This window comes from Pseudomonas sp. LBUM1671, from assembly GCF_059695685.1.
Genome location: NZ_CP166782.1, coordinates 4995306 through 5014457 on the forward strand (window position 1 = coordinate 4995306; position 19152 = coordinate 5014457).

Below are 19152 nucleotides of genomic sequence, written 5' to 3' on the forward strand. Positions count from 1 at the left end.
AATGATTCGTTTCAGTCGACGGGCGAAGTGCTGCACGGGCGACTATGCTCTGTTCACTCGGATCCATTAACGATGCTTCGCCACGTGATCAGGGAAAGGATGCCCCTATGAGCACACCGCTCCACACTGCCACCGCTCCCGGCGTATGCCTATGAATACGCTGCTCGCGCGCACCAACCGTCGGATTCTTATCGTCGACGACACCGCTTCCATTCATGCGGATTTCATCAAGATCCTCAGCCCGCCATCGAGCGAAGACGACGAGCTGATCAGCGCCGAAAAAGCCCTGTTCGGGATGCAAGCGACGGCCACACTGCAAAGTTTCATGCTCGATTCGGCCTTTCAGGGCCTTGAAGCACTGAACAAGGTCGAGCGAGCGCTGGCTAACGACCTGCCCTACGCGATGGCCTTTATCGACATGCGCATGCCGCCGGGCTGGGACGGTCTGGAAACCATCGAACGGCTGTGGCAGGTCGATCCCAAGCTGCAAGTGGCGTTGTGCACCGCCTATTCCGACTATTCCTGGGAAGACATCGATGAACGCCTCGAACTGGGCGATCGCCTGCTGATCCTGAAAAAACCCTTCGATGCCATCGAAATCCGCCAGCTGGCCAGCGCATTGACCGCCAAATGGCAGATGACCGAAGACGCCGAGCTGAAGATGTCATTGCTGGAACAGGCCGTCGAAGAGCGCACCCGGGAGCTCTCTGACGCCAACATCATCGTGCAGAACAGCCCTACCATTCTCTATCGCCTGCGGGGCGAACCGTCATTCCCGCTGATGTACATCTCCCACAACATCACCAAGTACGGTCACGTTGCGGCGAATCTGGTCGCCTCGGCCAACTGGGCCCGGGAGTTGATTCATCCCGACGACCAATCGAAAGTCGACACGGCCATGGCCCGGGTGCTGGATCGCCACGCTTTAGGCGCTTCCATCGAGTTCCGGATGCGCACCGGCGACGGTGACTGGCGCTGGGTCGAAAACCGCTATATCCCGGTGCGTGACGACGAAGGACGTCTGCTGGAAGTCGAAGGGATCATCATCGACGTCACTGAACGCAAGGTCGCCGAGGAGAAAATCGCCCTGCTGGCCCGCACTGACGGGCTGACGGGGCTGGCCAACCGTGCCACCTTGATCGAGCGCCTGCACCAGGCATTCGCCGCCGCGCGTCGGGGCGCCACACCGTTCGCGATGTTCTATCTGGACCTCGATCACTTCAAACGGATCAACGATACCCTCGGCCACCCGGTGGGCGACCTGTTGCTGCAGGAAGTGGCCCGGCGCATCAAAGCCTGCGTGCGCGAAAACGATGTGGTCGCCCGCCTCGGCGGCGACGAGTTCGCCATTTTGCAACTGGACGTCAGCGACCCTACCCAGTCTGCGTCATTGGCCGGCAAGGTCCGCGATGCGCTGGTGCTCCCCTACTCCCTGGCCGGCAATGACGTGCGCGTCTCGGTCAGCATCGGCATCAGCAGCTATTCGCCGCTCATCACCAGCGCCGACGGCCTGCTGAACCAGGCCGACATGGCGCTCTATCGCTCCAAGGAAAAGGGCCGCAACCAGTATCACTTCCACTCTGAGGAGATCAATCAGGAGGTGGTCGAGCGCATGACCATCGCCAACGATCTGAAAACCGCCATTGAACACGGAGAACTCGAACTCAATTACTGGCCGGAAGTTGACCTGAGCAGCGGCAAGATCCTCGGCATGGAAGCCCAGGTCAGCTGGAACCACCCCGAGCGCGGTTTGCTGGAAGCGCCGGCGTTCCTGCCGGCTGCGGAAAAAACCGGCGCCATCATCGCCCTCGGTCACTGGGTGCTGGATCGCGCCTGCCAGCAAATGCGCCAGTGGCGCGACGACGGCATGGCGCCGCCGGTGATTGCCATCAAGCTGTCCCTGGCCCAGCTCAAAAGCGGGCCCGAGCTGATCTATGACGTGCTGCGCACCACCGCGCGCTGGGAACTGTGTGCCTGGGACCTGCGCTTCGATGTCACCGAAGCGACCCTGGCCCAGACCAAATGGACCCACAACGACGTGCTGCCGCGCCTGCGGGAGCTGGGAGTAAAGATCGCCATCGACGACTTCGGCACTGAATACTCCTCGTTCGATTACCTCAAGACGTACCAGGTCAATCACCTGAAACTCGCCCAGGCCTTCATCGATACCGCGGCCCGCGACCCGGAGAGCGCCAACACCTTGCGCGCAATCATCAACTTCGCTCGCGAGGTAGGGATCGGAATCATCGCCGAAGGTGTCGAAACCCAGGAACAGCGCAGTTCGCTGATGGCCACAGGCTCGCCAATGAACGCACAGGGTTACTTTTTCAGTAAGGCGGTCAGCAGCCAACAAGCCGCACAGTTGCTCAAAGCCGGCAGCATCGTGCCCGCAAGTGACGAACACGGACCGATCCTGGACAACCCGCACGCCACGGAGGACAAGGAATGAAAACTCCGTTCGTCCAGACCAACCGGCGCATCCTGATCATCGACGACACGCCCTCGATCCATCGGGACTTTCGAAAGATCCTCGGCCCCGACACCGAGGACGAGCAGACCCTCGCCGGTACAGAAGAGGCACTGTTCGGCGTGCAACAACAGGCTCGGCTCACCTTTGAGCTCGATTCCGCCTATCAGGGCCAGGAAGCCCTCGAACTGGTCATGCGCGCCCTGGCGGAAGGACGCCCCTACGCCATGGCGTTCACCGACATGCGCATGCCGCCGGGTTGGGACGGGCTGGAAACCATCGAACGACTCTGGAAGGTCGACCCACACCTGCAAATCGCCTTGTGCACCGCCTATTCGGATTACAGCTGGGAAGACATGGCTGAACGGCTGGAGTTTGGCGACCAGTTGCTGGTGTTGAAAAAACCCTTCGACAGTCTGGAAATCCGCCAGATGGCCAGCGCCCTGACCTGGAAATGGCAGATGACGCAGGACGCGGCGACGAAAGTGCAAAGCCTGGAGCAGACCATCGAGGCGCGGGTCCACGAACTGCTCAAGGTGTCTCACCTGCTGCAATACGACGTCTTGACCGAGTTGCCCAACAGCACGTTGCTCGGTGATCGGCTGAACCAGTCCCTGGCGTTGTCCCGCCGCCATGACAAGCAACTGGCGGTGATGTTTCTGGGCCTTGATCGCTTCAAGCGCATCAACAATGCGCTGGGCCATCCGGCCGGTGACGAGATGCTCAAACGGGTCGGGCATAACCTGGTGTCGACGGTGCGCGAATCCGACTCGGTGTTTCGCTACGGCTCTGATGAGTTCGTGGTGATCCTCGCTGACATCCGCCATCCTCAGCAGACCAAAGGCATCGCTGAAAAACTCTTGAACGCCATCGGCACAACCCAGCACATCGCCGGCCATGACCTGAGCGTGACCGCCAGCCTGGGCATCAGCATCTACCCCGATGACGGCTTCGATGCAATCGCGTTGATCAAGAAAGCCGAGACCGCGATGCGCAATGTCAAGGAAAGCGGCCCCAACGACTTCCGCTTTTTCATTGAAGAAATGAACCAGCGCGCCCGGGACCAGCAGACCATCGAGTCGGGTATTCGCCTGGCCCTGGAGCGCGACGAATTTGTCCTGCATTACCAGCCCAAGCTCGACCTGGGCACCGGTGAGGTGGTGGGTGCAGAAGCCTTGATTCGCTGGCTGAAACCGGGGCATGGCTGGGTTTACCCGTCGGACTTCATTGGTGTGGCCGAAGACAGTGGCCTGATCGTACCGTTGAGCAAATGGGTGCTGGCCCAAGCCTGTCGGCAAGCCTGCGCCTGGCAGGCTGCGGGGCTGCCGAGGCTGTGCATGTCGGTGAATGTGTCGGCCATCGATTTTCGCCAGCGCAGTTTTGTAGAGGGCATTGAACAGGTCCTCGCACAAACCGGTCTGGATCCGTCATTGCTGGAACTGGAAATCACCGAAGGCGTGCTGATGCAGAACGTCGATGCCACCGTCACCGCCCTGAACCGAATCAAGGCAATGGGCGTGCGGCTGGCCATCGATGACTTTGGCACCGGGTATTCCAGCCTGAGTTACCTGCGACGTTTTCCCATCGATGTGCTGAAAATCGATCAGTCGTTCATTCGCGGCCTGAGCTGTGACATCAACGACGCGGCCCTGGTCAGCGCCATCATCAGCCTGGGCAAGAGCCTCAAGCTGACCATCATCGCCGAAGGAGTGGAGACCCTCGAACAGTTGAATTTCCTCAAGGCACATCAGTGCGAGGAAGGCCAGGGTTACTACTTCAGCAAAGCCGTGGCGCCGGATGACTTCGTACAGTATCTGACGTCGGTGAAACTCCCTCCCCCTGCAGCCACATGATCGATATGCAGCGACACACGGGCTATCAGCCAAGGAATTACAAGATGTCGCCATTTCTCTACCGCTTGCTCTTGATGCCTCTGCTCGGGCTGTGCCTGACAGCCAGCGGCGCGCCACTGGACGAACCGTTAAAGCCGCTGCCGGCCGTGCCAAAGCAGGACCCTCTGCGGGTTGAACTCGGGCGCCGGTTGTTCAATGAGCCACGTTTGTCGGTCAACGGCAGCCTGTCCTGTGCCAGTTGCCATCGCCTGGAAAGCGGTGGCGCCGATAACAAGGCGTTTTCCATCGGTTTCAACGGCCAGCCCGTGGTGGTCAACACCCCGAGCGTGTTCAACGCCAGCCTGAACTTCCGGCAATTCTGGAACGGCCGCGCGAACACACTGGAAACCCAGATCCACGCCGTGGTGCAAAGCCCCAGTGAAATGGGCAGCAACTGGGAACACGTGGTGCAAACGCTGTCCGCCGACGCGACTTATCAAACCGCGTTCGGCGATGCCTACCCGGATGGTGTGACCATGATCAATGTGCAAAACGCCCTGGCCACCTATGAGCGAACGTTGATCAGCGCCAACTCGCGTTTTGACCAATACCTGCTGGGCGACACCGACATCCTCACCCGCGAGGAGAAGTACGGTTACCAACGTTTCAAGGAATACGGCTGCATCACCTGCCATCAGGGGATCAACATCGGCGGCAACATGTTCCAGAAGTTCGGGGTGATGGGCGATTACTTCGAAACTCGAGGCAACCGTACCGAAACCGACCTGGGCCGGTACCTGGTGACCAAGGACGAAGAGGACCGCAACGTGTTCAAGGTCCCGAGCCTGCGTAACGTCGCCGTGACTGCGCCGTACTTTCACGACGGTTCGGCGAAAACCCTCGAAGAGGCGGTCGACGTGATGTTCAAGTTCCAGCTGGGGCGCATCCCCTCCCCTGAAGACAGGGTGCTGATCATCAAATTCCTCAAGACCCTGACCGGTGAATGGGAGGGCAAGCCGTTATGAAAATGTCCCGCCGCCGCAGCCTGACACTCCTTGGTATCGTCACCCTGATGCTGGCCTCGATACTGTTGTTTCTGTACCTCAAATCCAGCTCGGACCAGACGTCGACCTACACCGAATCCCGGGATCTGATTTCCCGGATGAAACAGCTGAACGCTCAATGGGAGACGGAAATCCTCAAGGCAAGGATTGCCATCAACCACAATTACGATCCGCTGGTCACGCCACTGACCCAAATGACGCTGCTGTGGGAACGGTTCGACACGATGGAGTCGAATCACGGCCGCAACGCCTCGCCTGTCTGGCTTGCCAGCCATGATGCGTACCTGAGCGCCTTCGAGGAAAAGATCCGGTTGGTGGAGCAGTTCAAATCCCACAATGCCGTGCTGCGCAACTCACTGGCGTTTCTGCCAACCGCCGAAGACGACATCCAGGAACCCCTCGCCCAGTTGCAGGACGGCGACAAACTGCAACTGCAAAACATCGCCAACGACACCTATGACCTGGTCCTCAGCACCATGGAGTTCGCCATGGTCACCTCTGACAACAAGGCTGCCGAAATCCTGGTGGGGTTGAGCAAACTGAAAGTGAACAAACTGCGTCTGCCGGAGGAATTCCACAGTCCGCTGGAGGTTCTCAACAATCACATCGAGCTGATTCTGCGTGAACAGCCGGTAGTCAACCGCTTGCTGGAAAACATCGAGGCCATCCCCGTAGCCGAACGACTGGACGGCATCACTGACCTGTTGAACAACGATCAGCAGCGTACCGATGCGGTCAACCAGCGTTATCACTTCTACATGCTGGTGTTTTCGGTGCTGTTGGTGTTGTTGCTGGTGTACCTGGCGATTCACCTGATGCGCAGTTTCACGGTGATCAATCGCGTCAACAAAGCCCTGAAATCCGCCAATGACGACCTCGAAAAACGGGTCGAAGAGCGCACCCGCGAACTCAAGGATACCCAGAGCGAACTGCTGGACACCGCGCGCCAGGCCGGCATGGCGGAAATCGCCACCAATGTGCTGCACAACGTCGGCAACGTGCTCAACAGTGTGAACATCTCTGCCGACCTGGTCAGCCGCAAACTGCGTAGCAGCAAGGCCCAGGGGCTGGGCAAGGCGATGCAGTTGATCAACGAACACCAAGGCAACCTGGGCGCCTTCCTCACCCAGGACGAGAAAGGCCAGTTGCTGCCCGGCTACCTCAATCAACTGGTCGACGCCATTGCGATTGAACAACAGAGCATGTCCGAGGAACTGGCCCAACTGACCAAAAGTGTCGACCACATCAAGGACATCGTCGCCACCCAGCAGTCCTACGCCGGCGCCAACAGCCTGATGGAACCGCTGCACATCAGCGAACTGCTGGAGGACGCCTTGCGGATGAACTCCGGCGCCCTGACCCGGCATCACGTCACGGTGGTCAAGGAGTACAACGAGGTGCCGCAGGTCATGGGCGACAAGCACCGGTTGCTGTTGATCCTGATCAACCTCATCAGTAATGCCAAATACGCCATGTCCGACCTCAGCAATCGGCCGCGACAAATGACCCTGGGGGTGAAAATCGTCGAAGACTCCACCCTGCAAATCAGCGTCAAGGATGATGGTGAGGGCATTGCACCGGAGAACATGACGCGCATCTTTGCCCACGGTTTTACCACCCGCAAGGAAGGTCACGGCTTTGGTCTGCACAGCTGCGCACTGGCGGCGATCGAGATGAACGGCCACCTCAGCGCCCACAGCGACGGACCTGGCAAGGGCGCACAATTCACCCTGCAGATCCCGTTGAATACCGTTCCGGAGGAAGCATGAGTGAGCTTTCGAACCGGCGCATTCTGCTGATCGACGACACGCCGTCCATTCACGATGACTTTCGCAAGATCCTCACCCCGGTTTCGGTACAGCACGTCGAACTGGACGAAATGGAAGCCACGCTTTTTGGCAGTGAAGTCAAAGCCACCACTGCCCTGTTCGAACTGGATTCGGCGTATGGCGGCCAGGAAGGTCTGGGCAAACTCTCTCAGGCCTTGCAGGAAAGCCGCCCCTACGCCCTCGCGTTCGTCGACATGCGCATGCCTGAAGGCTGGGATGGCGCGCAGACGATCGAGCATCTGTGGCAGGAAGACCCGCGCCTGCAAGTGGTGGTGTGTACCGCGTATTCCGACTATTCCTGGGACGAACTGCTGGACCGTCTCCACGCCCACGATCGCTTGCTGATCCTGAAAAAACCGTTCGACAACATCGAAGTCCAGCAGATGGCCAGCACTCTTCTGACCAAATGGGAAATGACCGAACGCGCGTTTGTGCAGATGAGCCACCTGGAGCATCTGGTGGACCAGCGCACCACCGAATTCAAACAGGCCAGCGTGGCGTTGCAGCGCGAAATCGACGAGCGCAAACAGCTTGAATCGCAACTGGTGCAATCGGAAAAACTCGCTTCCCTGGGGCAATTGGCGGCCGGTGTCGCCCATGAGATCAACAACCCCATCGGCTTCATTTCCTCCAACCTCGGCAGCCTCGACGGCTACTTCAAGCAACTGCAGGAAATGCTCGACGCCTATCGCGAGGCCGAAGAGGCGATTGCGTCGAGTGAGGTGATCGAGCGGCTTGGGCAGTTACGTGAGCGGATCGAACTGGAGTTTCTGCGCGACGACATTCCGTTGCTGATCAAGGAATCCAAGGAGGGCATCAACCGCGTCGGGCAGATCGTCAAGGATTTGAAGGACTTTTCCCGGGTGGATTCCAACCTGGAATGGCAGTGGACCAATCTGCAACAAGGCATCGAATCGACCCTGAACATCGTCGCCAATGAACTCAAGTACAAGGCCGATGTGGTGAAGGTGTATCAGCTGCTGCCCGACATCGAATGCCTGCCGTCGCAAATCAATCAGGTGATCATGAACCTGATCGTCAACGCATCCCAGGCGATGGGCCCACAACGGGGCACCATCACCCTGAGCACCGGGGTTGAGGGTGAACGGGTGTGGATCGAAGTGGCAGACACCGGGTCCGGCATTGCGCCGGACAGCCTGCAGAAAATCTTCGACCCGTTCTTCACCACCAAACCGGTGGGCCAGGGCACAGGGCTTGGGTTGTCCCTGTCCTATGGCATTGTGAAGAAGCATCGGGGGGATATTTCGGTGCGCAGTGAGGTGGGCGTGGGCACTACGTTCCGGGTCGAGTTGCCGGTGCACCAGACACACTCCGCCGCCTGAACACCTATCAACTGTGGGAGCGGGCTTGCCCGCGATGACGGAGTCACATCCAACATACATGCTGGCTGACCCAACGCTATCGCGGGCAAGCCCGCTCCCACAGGTTGCTCAACAGTCCAGAGGTCAGGTGGCCTCCTGGAAATCCATCTCCGGTGGCTGGCGGCGGAATCCACCGGTCAGCACCGCCAGATACACCACGCCAATCGCCAGCCAGCTCAGGCCCAGATAAATCGCCAGGTGATCGAGGCTGACCATCAGCCACAAATCGGCCGCCAGGCCAATGAACGGGAACAGCAGGAACAACACGAACTCACGCAGGCCTTTGTTCTCGCCGCCGATCCAGTAATGAAAGATCACCGACAAATTCACCAGGCTGAACGCCAGGAACGCGCCGAAGTTGATGAACGAGGTTGAGGTGGTGACGTCCAGTTTCAACGCCAGCAACGCGACCACAGCGCACAACAGGATGCTGTTGACCGGTGTGCCAAAGCGCTCATGCAGGCTGCCGAAAAACGATTTTGGCAGCACGCCGTCGCGCCCCATCGCGAATAACAGACGCGAACCGCTGGCCTGAGCCGACAGGCCCGAGGCGAACTGGCCGACGATCAGGCCGATCAGGAAGATCGTCACAAACAGGTCGCCACCGATGTTGCGGGCGATTTCATAGGCTGCCGAATCAACGCTGTCGAACTGGAACGAGGGATGGGCGATCTGCACGAAGTACGAGACGCTGACGAAGATCAGCCCGCCGATCAGGGTAATCAGCATGATCGCCCGCGGAATGGTGCGGCGTGGGTCGCGGGTTTCTTCGGTCAGGGTACTGACCGCGTCGAAACCGAGGAACGAGTAACAGGCGATGGCCGCGCCGCTCATGATCAGCGGCATCTGCATGTCGCCGTTGAAGAACGGCTTGATCGACCACAAAGGCGTGCTCGCATCGCCACCGACGTAGTGGATGCACAGCGCGACGAAGGCGATCAGCACCAGGAATTGCACGAGCATCAGCATGGCGTTGATGCCGTTGGCCAGTTTCAGGCCGACGATGTTGATCGCGCTGGTGATGCCGATGAACGCCAGCACCCAGATCCACTGCGGCACGGCCGGGAATGCGGAGTTGAGGTAGGCGGCGCCGATCAGCCAGATCGCCATCGGCAGGAACAGGTAGTCGAGCAGCACTGCCCAGCCGGCGATGAAGCCGAGTTTCGGGCTGATCGCCTTGCGTACATAGCTGTAGGCGGAGCCGGCGACGGGGAACGCCGAGGCCATTCGGCCGTAGCTCATGGCGGTGAAAAACATCGCCACCAGCGCCGCCAGATACGCGGCCGGGACCATGCCGGCGGTGGATTGAGCGAGGATGCCAAAGGTGCCGAGCACGATGATCGGCGTCATGTAGGCGATGCCGAACAGCACCACCGAACCCAATGACAGGGTGCGTTGCAAACGAGCCATGAGCGACTACTCCGAATTTATTAGATTTATGGCAGAGCCGAGTTCGGCAAAAATTTACGTCCAGTTCAAAAGCCACCCCTCACCCCAGCCCTCTCCCCATGGGGGAGAGGGGGAAAGGGAGCAGATCTCCATGTGTTTCAAATCCTGAGTTCGACTCGGTAATTCAGGTCGATGTAGCGCATTGAATCGCCTCGGTCAGTCCCCTCTCCCTCTGGGAGAGGGGGAAAGGGAGCAGATCTCCATGTGTTTCAAATCCTGAGTTCGACTCGGTAATTCAGGTCGATGTAGCGCTTTGAATCGCCTCGGTCAGTCCCCTCTCCCTCTGGGAGAGGGGGAAAGGGAGGAGATCTCCATGTGTTTCAAATCCTGAGTTCGACTCGGTAATTCAGGTCGATGTAGCGCTTTGAATCGCCTCGGTCAGTCCCCTCTCCTTCTGGGAGAGGGCTAGGGTGAGGGCTCGGTCAACGGTCAGGAATCAATAACTCCCGAACACCGTCGACCTGCTCCACCACCTCCCCAGCCAACTTCAACCGCTGATCATCCAAGTACCGATAATCCTTGCGTGCCGCCTCCAGCCGGCTGAAATCCAGTTCAACCGCAAACTGCCCTTCATCGCGCCCGGCCTCGAACAACAAGGTGCCCAGCGGATCCACCAGTGCGCTGCCACCGGCAAACACCAACCCGTCATCGCTCTCTTCCACCCGATTGACCATCAGCGCAAACGCCTGGTTTTCCTGGGCGCGGGCCATGATCGCGGTGCGGTGAGTCGGGCCGTAGGGGTCCATGTTGCCGTTGGTGACGATCAGCAATTCGGCGCCCAGTTGCGCCAGGGCACGGGCGGTTTCCGGGAACTCGATGTCGTAACAAATCAGCAGGCCGACCCGCATGCCGTTCCACACGCACGTGGCGTAACGGTCGCCCGCTTCGAACACTCCGCGATCCGACGCCCACAGGTGCGTCTTGCGGTATTTCAGGGCGATGCCATCCGGAGTAATCAGCAGCGTGGTGTTGTAGAAGCGGCCGTTGTCGTTCTCGGCCATGCCGATCACCACGGCGATGTTGCGCTCGCGGGCAGCCGCCACGATGGCGCTGACGGTGGGTCCGTCCAGCGGTTCGGCGGTCTGGGCCACGGTGGCGGCGGACGGAAAGCCCATCAGGTGGGTTTCCGGGAAGACGATCAGCTGCGTGTCAGCCTTGCAGGCAGCGATGGCCGCCAGGGCGCGTTCAAGGTTGTACGCTGTGCCGTTGTCACGGCCCGCCAACTGGGCGAGTTCGACTTTCATGAGTAGTCCTTGTTATGGGCCGGGCGGCAGAAAGATTGCCCGGTCTGTGTCTGTGCGCCAGTATGCGCAGCAAGCCACCGGCCGGGGAATCACGCCGCTGGGGTAACCCGATAGGGGTAGAGGCATGACACTTTCATTAGACGATATCGCTTGGCACCGCTCGGTCGGGCAACTGATCGACGCCTTGGACAAGCCCAATTTCTGGACGCAGCTGGTGCGCCTGCTGGACCAGTACGTGACCTTCGACAGCTGGGTGGCGCTGCTTTTCAGCGCGGACCAGCACCCGCAAGTGTTCGCCGAATGCCCGGGCGAGGACGGCAGCCCCGACCAGTTGTTCCAGGATTATCTGCGTGGGCTCTATTTGCTCGACCCGTTCTACATCGCCTGCCGCGAGCAATCGCGCACCGGCCTGTATCGCCTGTCGGAAGTGGCGCCGGAGCATTTCGAGCTGACCGAGTATTACCAACGCTACTTTCGTCTGAATGTGGTGGCCGATGAAATCCAGTTCAATTGCCAGCTCGAAGGCGATCGCACGCTGTGCCTGTCGTTGGGCAGCAAGCAGCGTTTCAGCGGCCAGCAGATTGCCTTGCTGTCGCTGATCCAGCCGTGGGTGCTCGGCCTGTTGCGCCAGCGTCTGCCCTACGAAATCAACGAAGTCGTGGCGCTTGCACCGGCACCGGTCCAGGGCGACTGGCGGGTGCAGCTGGAAGCGTCAGTGCAACAACTCAAGGGCGCGCAATTGACCGCCCGGGAGCTGGATGTCGGGCGCTTGATGCTCAGCGGTTGCTCCAGTAAAGAAATCGCCCGTAAGCTGGAAATCTCTGCTGAAACCGTGAAAGTCCATAAGAAACACATGTACAGCAAGCTGGGGATCAAATCCCAGTCGGAGCTGTTTTCGATATTTCTCCAGGCGCAAAATGCCTGAAGCAGCCTTGAAATGCTTTCCTGTGTCGATAGAGTCCCTGTGGCGAGGGGATTTATCCCCGTTCGACTGCGAAGCAGTCGTAAAACCTATGCATGCGGTCTTTCAGTTAAACCGCGGTGAATAGTTTTGGGGCTGCTTCGCAACCCAACGGGGATAAATCCCCTCGCCACAAAAGCCCATGCCACAGGTTTGCAACCCATTGAGTCCGAACCCAAGGAACCCGTATGAGCCTGTCACTCCTGAGCCGCTACGCCTTCTTTGCCGCTTGCGTGATCTTCACCCTCGCCAGCCTGCCCTTCCTCGAACACGACTGGCTCTGGCCGATCACCGCCGTGACCGGCGTCTTGAGCCTCGTGGGCCTGTTCGATCTGCTGCAAAGCCCTCACGCGGTGCGGCGCAACTACCCGATCCTGGGCAACATTCGTTATCTGGTGGAGGGCATTCGTCCGGAAATCCGCCAATACCTGCTCGAATCCGACAGCGACGCCCTGCCCTTCTCCCGGGCCCAGCGTTCGCTGGTCTATTCGCGGGCCAAGAATGAAAGCGCCGACAAACCCTTCGGCACCCTGATCGATGTGTACCAGTCGGGTTTCGAATTCATCGGCCACTCGATGCGCCCGGCGCCGTTGAGCGACCCGAGCAGTTTCCGGGTCATCGTCGGCGGCCCGCAGTGCACCCAGCCGTACTCGGCCTCGGTGTTCAACATCTCGGCCATGAGCTTCGGCTCGCTCAGCGCCAACGCCATTCGCGCGTTGAACCAGGGCGCCAAACTCGGCAACTTCGCCCACGACACCGGCGAAGGCAGCATCAGCGCGTACCACCGGGAAAACGGCGGCGACCTGACCTGGGAACTGGGCAGCGGCTACTTCGGTTGCCGCACCGCAGACGGACGCTTCGATCCGGAACGCTTCGCCGCACAAGCGCAAACGCCACAAGTGCGGATGATCGAAATCAAGATGTCGCAAGGCGCCAAACCTGGTCACGGCGGCATCCTGCCCAAGCACAAGGTCACCAAGGAGATCGCTGAAACCCGCGGCATCCTGATGGGTGAAGACTGCATCTCGCCGTCGCGACACAGCGCGTTTTCCACGCCGATCGAACTGATGCATTTCATCCAGCAACTGCGCGAGCTGTCCGGCGGCAAACCGGTGGGTTTCAAGTTCTGCCTCGGTCATCCGTGGGAATTCATGGGCATCGCCAAGGCCATGCTGGAGACCGGCATTCTCCCCGACTTCATCGTGGTCGACGGCAAGGAAGGCGGTACCGGCGCCGCCCCCGTGGAATTCACCGACCACATCGGCGTGCCGATGCGCGAAGGCCTGCTGTTCGTGCACAACACGTTGGTCGGCCTGAACCTGCGCGACAAAATCAAACTCGGCGCCAGCGGCAAGATCGTCAGTGCCTTCGACATCGCCAGCGTCCTGGCCATCGGTGCCGACTGGGCCAACTCGGCACGCGGCTTCATGTTCGCCATCGGCTGCATCCAGTCGCAAAGCTGCCACACCAACAAATGCCCGACCGGCGTCGCCACTCAAGACACCTTGCGTCAACGCGCTTTGGTGGTTCCAGACAAGGCTCAGCGGGTGTTCAACTTCCACCGCAACACGCTCAAGGCGCTGGCGGAAATGCTCGCGGCGGCCGGCCTTGATCATCCATCACAGCTGTCGGCCAAGCATCTGGTGCGGCGCATGTCAGCAACCGAGATCAAGTTGTTCTCGCAGTTGCATGTGTTCCTGAAACCGGGGGAATTACTCACCGGGGAAGTGAACGGCGAGTTTTACTCGCGGATGTGGCAGATGGCGCGGGCGGACAGTTTTGAGCCTAATGAGGTGGTTGCCGCGTAAAAATTGTCCTGCATGCCAGCCTTATGGGAAGGCTGGCATCAGCGACACTTTCACGCTTCGCGCTCTCCATACAGGACAAATCCCGAAAAGAAGAGCCCGCAGATCATACTCAACAACGAGAACGACCCTACGGTCACCAGCCCGTGGATTTTCCAGACATCGGCGTAATGCCCGACCACAAAACTCATGACCCCCACAAAGAACACATACAACAGATAACGAAGTACCGATGCCCCGGCCTCAAACGTATAAAGCGTATGCACATAGAAAGAAAACGTTGCGGCCACACAAAACGCAGCAAAATTACTGGCGGCCTGACTCAGCTCGGCGGCGACGGTGAGTACGTAAAAGATCTGCCAGTGAATCAGCGTATTGGCCACGCCAATGACCGCATAGGTGGAGAATGCTTTCCATAAGGCTTTCATGTCCGTTCCTTGAACTGTTCCCGTTTCAGGTGCGGTTCAAACCTAAAGTCGGAGACCGTTGCGCGTCTACTGTAAGAACTAACAGGTAGCGCGGCATTCCAGACCAACGGTCATGGGTTCACCACTGCAGCGAGGGGACGCGGACGGGTTCTTTGATAACGATAAAGCCGTAATCCCCCAGCAGATAAATGCGATAGAACAGGCTGTCCACCAGCGGTGGATAACCCTGGTATCCCACTCGCGTGGCGTTGCGCCGTTCCTTTTCCCTGACCACATTGGTAATGCCTGCCTTGGGCAGGTTTTCCGCGAGCATGTAAAAGTCGGTGTTCAGCAGGTAATGCAAAACCGGCATCTGCTTGAACGACCCGGCTGCGCTCACCAGCCAGTGATCCGAATACGTCACCGACATATAAATACGCTTGGCGTCGCGCAATGCCGGGCGCGAAGCGATGTCGGCACTCAAGGCATACAGCGCATTCGTCGCGAAGGTTTTTTGTAACGTCAGCACACGTCCATAAGCAAAGGACAGCGAGAGCATCGCCAACAGCGGAACCAGCAACAGCAACGGCAGTTTTCCATGCACCGACGCCAACGCCCGATGGCTCAGGTAGAACAGCAGCACCAGCACCACAGCAAAACCCATCAAGGTGCGGGCGCCTTCATTGAAGTCGCGGAAAAACAACGAGGCCCCCGGCACCAGCACCATCAGGACAGGCAAGAGCAAAAGACACAGCAGGCCGATGGTGGTTTTTTCCAGGCCTGTGTCCGCACGCTCCACCACACGCTGCCCCACGCACACGGCACCGGCGACGGCGCACAGCAACAGCGCGGCGAACACCCAGGCAAAGCCGCCATGGAACAGCAGCACGATTTTTTCCAGCACTCGGCCCGCATTGATTTCAACTTGCAGCAGCGGCGCCGCTGCCCCGTTCAACAATGAGGTACGGCTATGAGTCATGAAGGAATAGGCGGTGGCGTAATAGATCAACCCGGCCAGACCTATTTGAACGACTTTGCAGCCGATCAAGCGCCACCACGCGGGCCATGCCAATTGGTCGTTCGCCCCCCGCAGCCACTCCAGGCAACAGAGCCCGAGAAACACATTGAAGCTGACCTGATAAAGCCCGATGGCCAAGGCAATCAGCGCGGCGGGTATCAGCAGTTGCTGGACGCGCGAGGGGCTTTGAAACGTGATCGCGTAGATCACCGCCACCAGGCTCAGGGCCATGGTCGGTCCGTCGTATTGGTACGACAGGTTTTGCAGGAAAAACGGGTTGTACCAAAGCGGCAGCACTACCAGGCAATGGGCGAACGTCGGTTCGGGTAAATAGTGGAACGTCAGTCGGGTCAGGGCCGCGCTCATCGCCAGCGTGGCGATCAACAGTGGCAACGGGAAAATATTCGGCGCGGCACCGCTGAAGGTCAGCAGGTTGTAGAACCATTGCGCGAACAGCCGGCCCTCCTGCGCCCAGCCGGTACCGGCGGCCAGGGCACGCCAGTTGTCATCGATGTAGGGGAAATCCGCGAGGATCAGCGGCAGGACGTAAATCAGCGTCGCAAAAACAAACATCAGCCCGACCTGACGGCCAGTGAGCTCTTTGTCGAGCCATTCGCTGATCTTCATGCCGGCGCCTCATGGGAATTCCGCCTTCAATCGATAAAGCTTTGAACCCGACGGTAGCCAGAGATCACGGACCTGCGCGGCTTTTAGACAGGCGGTGGTCACCTCGGCGATGCACAGAGACATTCCGTAATACCCGCACTTTGCAAATGGCGGCGAATCCCTGCACCCTGCGCGCCGCCAATGTGCGGCGCGCAACCTTTTGTGGTGCCGGCCGCTCCTACTTCAAAACCCGTTCAAGAGCCCGCAGCCATGACGACTGAACGCGATCACCGGATCGACTTTTTCCGTGGCCTGGCGCTGATCTTCATTTTCTGGGATCACGTGCCCCACAACCCGCTGGGCCAGATCACCCTGCGTAATTTCGGTTTCAGCGATGCCGCGGAAGTCTTCGTTTTTCTCGCCGGTTACGCGGCGGTCCTGGCCTACGGCAAGATCCTTGCGCGCGACGGTTACTTGATTGCCTGCGTGAAAATCCTGCGCCGCGCCTGGGTGCTGTATGTGGTGCATATTTTCCTGCTGGCGATGCTGATGGGCATCGTGTTCTTCGCCAACAGCCATGTGGAGACCCGCGACCTGGTCGAGGAAATGGGCATGCACCACTTCATCAGCAACCCGCAGCAAGCCTTGATCGATGAGTTGCTGCTGCGCTTCAAACCGAACCTGATGGACCCGCTGCCGCTCTACATCGTACTGCTGGCAGGTTTGCCGCTGGTGCTGCCGATATTCGTGCGCAAACCATGGGTGGTGGTGGCGATGTCGTTTGCGGTGTACCTGACGGTGCCGTTGTTCGGCTGGAATCTGGCCGCCATCAAGGACGGCGTGTGGTACTTCAACCCCGTCGCCTGGCAACTGTTGTTCGTACTCGGCGGTGCCGCTGCGATTCACGCGCAGCGCCCACGCTTGCCCGACAGGCGCTCATTGCTGCGCCAGCCATTGTTTGTGAGTGCGGCGTTATACGCAGGCGTTGCCGGTGTACTGACCGTATTGTGGCGATGGCCGCAACTGCATGATGCGGTGGTACCGACCAGCCTGAGCAACCTGTTGTACCCGATCAGCAAGACCGACCTGTCGCCGGTCCGACTCCTGCACTTTCTGGCGCTGGCGTACGTCACGGCGAAACTGTTGCCGGACACTGGCTGGACGCAGAACTGGCTGGCGCAGCAATGCAGTCGCATGGGGCGTTATTCGCTGGAAGTGTTCTGCCTCGGGGTGTTGTTGGCGCCGTTGGCGGACATGGTCAACGCCCTGACCGACGATGCGTTTGCCATGCAAATCTTCACCGCGTTGGTGGGGGCGGGGTTGATGGGGTTGTTGGGGGTTTGGCTGGATTTCAATAAGCGTCTGAATCGGTCGGTTCAAGTCACCACCGCGTGACATCGGCAAAGTAAACATTGTTGCGAGGGAGCTTTTGTGGCGAGGGGATTTATCCCCGTTGGGTGGCGCAGCCGCCCCAAAACCAGCAATCGCGATGTGTCAGGTATACCGAGTGCTATGGTTTTACGACTGCTGCGCAGCCGAACGGGGATAAATCCCCTCACCACAGAAACCACATAGCCACACAAGCCCCCTCGCCACAGGGATTTCGTCAGCCAATAAAAAGCCCCGGCCAATGGACCGGGGCTTTTGCGTTTCAGGCGTTACGACTTACGAAGCCGAACTCACCGCCCCTTGCGACACGTTGGTCGGTTGCAGCTTGAACACGTAGAACAACACCGTCAGCAGCACCAGGAATGCCGGGCCGACATACAGCGCCACGCGGGTTTCCGGGAAGTAGGCCATCAGGCCGACCACCAGCACCAAAAACGTCAGCGCCAGGTACGAGCTGACCGGGTACAGCCACATCTTGTACTTCAGGCCGGCACGTTCGCTGGCACTCAGGCCTTGGCGGAACTTGAGCTGGGCCAGCAGGATCATCACCCAGGTCCAGATCGCGCCGAAGGTGGCAATCGCCGTCACCCAGACGAAGACTTTTTCCGGGACCATGTAGTTGAGCAGCACACCCAGCAACAGCACGAAGATCGACAACAGCAGCGCCCGACGTGGCACGCCGTTGTTCGAGGTCGTGGCAAAACCGGCCGGGGCCTGGCCATTCTGCGCCAGGCTGTAGAGCATGCGCCCGGTGCTGAAGATACCGCCGTTGCAGGACGACAGCGCCGCGGTGATCACTACGAAGTTGATGATGCCGGCGGCGGTCTTGATGCCCAGACGCTCGAAGGTCATCACAAACGGGCTGCCCTGAGTGCCGATTTCGTTCCACGGGTAGATCGACAGGATCACGAACAACGCGCCGACGTAGAACAGCAGAATCCGCCAGAACACCGAGCCGATCGCATTGGGAATGGTCTTCTGCGGGTTCTTCGCTTCACCGGCGGTCAGGCCGATCATCTCGACGCCGAGGTAGGCGAACATCACCATTTGCAGGGACATCAACACGCCTTGCACGCCGTTGGGCATGAAGCCGCCGTGAGCCCAGAGATTGGAGATCCCCAGCGCTACGCCGTCGTTGCCGAAGCCGAACGCAATTACACCGATGCCGCCGACCACCATCGCAATGATGGTGACGATCTTGATCAGGGCGAACCAGAACTCGAATTCACCGAAGGCTTTTACGGCAATCAGGTTGATCGAACCCATGCTGATCAGCGCGGCGAGTGCCCAGATCCAGCGCGGCACATCGGGGAACCAGACGCCCATGTACACCGCCACCGCGGTGATTTCCGCGACGCAGGTCACCAGCCACAGGAACCAGTAATTCCAGCCGGTCAGGAAGCCCGCCAAGGGGCCAAGGTAATCTTGGGCATAACGGCTGAAGGAGCCGGCAACCGGGTTGTGCACGGCCATTTCGCCGAGGGCACGCATGATCACCAGGATCGCCAGACCGCCGATGATGTAGGACAGCATGATCGCGGGACCGGCCATCTCGATGGCCTTGGCCGAACCGAGGAACAGGCCGACGCCGATACAGGCACCGAGCGCCATCAAGCGAATATGCCGTTCGCCGAGTTCGCGTTTAAGCGGGCCGCCCTGAGCGGTCTCGCCGTGAGGCAGGTGATTGCCGACTGGCATA

The 19152-nt window shown here is 59.5% G+C and carries 13 protein-coding genes; 8 read left to right on the forward strand and 5 right to left on the reverse strand.

Features of this window, described 5'->3' with window-relative positions:
- Positions 1-145 precede the first annotated feature (145 nt).
- From ACA060_RS23140 to ACA060_RS23160, 5 genes are read left to right on the forward strand one after another with little or no spacing between them, the layout of a single operon-like run.
- Positions 146-2449, forward strand: a complete 2304-nt coding sequence (locus ACA060_RS23140) for an EAL domain-containing protein (RefSeq protein WP_497313428.1) — start codon at positions 146-148, stop codon at positions 2447-2449.
- The gene (locus tag ACA060_RS23145) at positions 2446-4320 is read left to right on the forward strand and encodes a putative bifunctional diguanylate cyclase/phosphodiesterase (protein WP_497313430.1); all 1875 of its coding nucleotides are present in this window, start codon (positions 2446-2448) and stop codon (positions 4318-4320) included. Before ACA060_RS23140 ends, ACA060_RS23145 begins: the two co-directional genes overlap by 4 nt.
- A gap of 44 nt (positions 4321-4364) precedes the next feature.
- Positions 4365-5324: a cytochrome-c peroxidase gene (locus ACA060_RS23150; RefSeq protein ID WP_497313432.1), complete on the forward strand. Its 960-nt coding sequence runs from the start codon at positions 4365-4367 to the stop codon at positions 5322-5324.
- Complete coding sequence (locus ACA060_RS23155) at positions 5321-7132, forward strand: DAHL domain-containing sensor histidine kinase (protein ID WP_497313434.1); 1812 nt, start codon at positions 5321-5323, stop codon at positions 7130-7132. The genes ACA060_RS23150 and ACA060_RS23155 overlap by 4 nt, the downstream gene beginning before the upstream one ends.
- Positions 7129-8535: an ATP-binding protein gene (locus ACA060_RS23160; RefSeq protein WP_497313436.1), complete on the forward strand. Its 1407-nt coding sequence runs from the start codon at positions 7129-7131 to the stop codon at positions 8533-8535. Before ACA060_RS23155 ends, ACA060_RS23160 begins: the two co-directional genes overlap by 4 nt.
- A gap of 123 nt (positions 8536-8658) precedes the next feature.
- Here ACA060_RS23160 and ACA060_RS23165 read toward each other — a convergent pair whose 3' ends face one another.
- Together ACA060_RS23165 and ACA060_RS23170 are read right to left on the reverse strand one after the other, a co-directional pair.
- Positions 8659-9984, reverse strand: coding sequence for an APC family permease (locus ACA060_RS23165; RefSeq protein ID WP_109634520.1), 1326 nt, complete (start codon positions 9982-9984; stop codon positions 8659-8661).
- Positions 9985-10445: 461 nt separating this feature from the next.
- Positions 10446-11267 carry a carbon-nitrogen hydrolase family protein gene (locus tag ACA060_RS23170; protein ID WP_497313438.1) on the reverse strand — a complete coding sequence of 274 codons (822 nt, stop codon included), beginning with the start codon at positions 11265-11267 and terminating at the stop codon, positions 10446-10448.
- 124 nt (positions 11268-11391) lie between these two features.
- Between ACA060_RS23170 and ACA060_RS23175 the strand changes: the two genes are divergently transcribed.
- Positions 11392-12192, forward strand: coding sequence for a helix-turn-helix transcriptional regulator (locus ACA060_RS23175; RefSeq protein ID WP_497313440.1), 801 nt, complete (start codon positions 11392-11394; stop codon positions 12190-12192).
- A 224-nt stretch (positions 12193-12416) separates the two neighbouring features.
- Positions 12417-14036, forward strand: a complete 1620-nt coding sequence (locus ACA060_RS23180; protein WP_109634525.1) for an FMN-binding glutamate synthase family protein — start codon at positions 12417-12419, stop codon at positions 14034-14036.
- Positions 14037-14086: 50 nt separating this feature from the next.
- On the opposite strand, the gene ACA060_RS23185 is transcribed toward ACA060_RS23180, so the two are convergent.
- Complete coding sequence (locus ACA060_RS23185; protein ID WP_497313442.1) at positions 14087-14461, reverse strand: GtrA family protein; 375 nt, start codon at positions 14459-14461, stop codon at positions 14087-14089.
- 118 nt (positions 14462-14579) lie between these two features.
- The gene (locus ACA060_RS23190) at positions 14580-16085 is read right to left on the reverse strand and encodes a glucosyltransferase domain-containing protein (protein WP_497313443.1); all 1506 of its coding nucleotides are present in this window, start codon (positions 16083-16085) and stop codon (positions 14580-14582) included.
- 249 nt (positions 16086-16334) lie between these two features.
- On the opposite strand from ACA060_RS23190, the gene ACA060_RS23195 reads away from it, so the two are divergent.
- The gene (locus ACA060_RS23195; RefSeq protein WP_497313445.1) at positions 16335-17459 is read left to right on the forward strand and encodes an OpgC family protein; all 1125 of its coding nucleotides are present in this window, start codon (positions 16335-16337) and stop codon (positions 17457-17459) included.
- A gap of 270 nt (positions 17460-17729) precedes the next feature.
- Here the strand turns inward: ACA060_RS23195 and ACA060_RS23200 are convergent, their stop codons facing one another.
- Entirely contained in the window at positions 17730-19151 is a 1422-nt protein-coding gene (locus ACA060_RS23200; RefSeq protein WP_497313447.1) for an amino acid permease, read from the reverse strand.
- Position 19152 lies beyond the last annotated feature (1 nt).

What these genes read in the sequence shown, in the direction of transcription:
- ACA060_RS23140 (WP_497313428.1), top strand. Translation starts at nt 146, where the DNA reads ATGCCTATGAATACGCTGCTCGCGCGCACCAACCGTCGGATTCTTATC.
- ACA060_RS23145 (WP_497313430.1), top strand. Translation starts at nt 2,446, where the DNA reads ATGAAAACTCCGTTCGTCCAGACCAACCGGCGCATCCTGATCATCGAC.
- ACA060_RS23150 (WP_497313432.1), top strand. Translation starts at nt 4,365, where the DNA reads ATGTCGCCATTTCTCTACCGCTTGCTCTTGATGCCTCTGCTCGGGCTG.
- ACA060_RS23155 (WP_497313434.1), top strand. Translation starts at nt 5,321, where the DNA reads ATGAAAATGTCCCGCCGCCGCAGCCTGACACTCCTTGGTATCGTCACC.
- ACA060_RS23160 (WP_497313436.1), top strand. Translation starts at nt 7,129, where the DNA reads ATGAGTGAGCTTTCGAACCGGCGCATTCTGCTGATCGACGACACGCCG.
- ACA060_RS23165 (WP_109634520.1), bottom strand. Translation starts at nt 9,984, where the DNA reads ATGGCTCGTTTGCAACGCACCCTGTCATTGGGTTCGGTGGTGCTGTTC.
- ACA060_RS23170 (WP_497313438.1), bottom strand. Translation starts at nt 11,267, where the DNA reads ATGAAAGTCGAACTCGCCCAGTTGGCGGGCCGTGACAACGGCACAGCG.
- ACA060_RS23175 (WP_497313440.1), top strand. Translation starts at nt 11,392, where the DNA reads ATGACACTTTCATTAGACGATATCGCTTGGCACCGCTCGGTCGGGCAA.
- ACA060_RS23180 (WP_109634525.1), top strand. Translation starts at nt 12,417, where the DNA reads ATGAGCCTGTCACTCCTGAGCCGCTACGCCTTCTTTGCCGCTTGCGTG.
- ACA060_RS23185 (WP_497313442.1), bottom strand. Translation starts at nt 14,461, where the DNA reads ATGAAAGCCTTATGGAAAGCATTCTCCACCTATGCGGTCATTGGCGTG.
- ACA060_RS23190 (WP_497313443.1), bottom strand. Translation starts at nt 16,085, where the DNA reads ATGAAGATCAGCGAATGGCTCGACAAAGAGCTCACTGGCCGTCAGGTC.
- ACA060_RS23195 (WP_497313445.1), top strand. Translation starts at nt 16,335, where the DNA reads ATGACGACTGAACGCGATCACCGGATCGACTTTTTCCGTGGCCTGGCG.
- ACA060_RS23200 (WP_497313447.1), bottom strand. Translation starts at nt 19,151, where the DNA reads ATGCCAGTCGGCAATCACCTGCCTCACGGCGAGACCGCTCAGGGCGGC.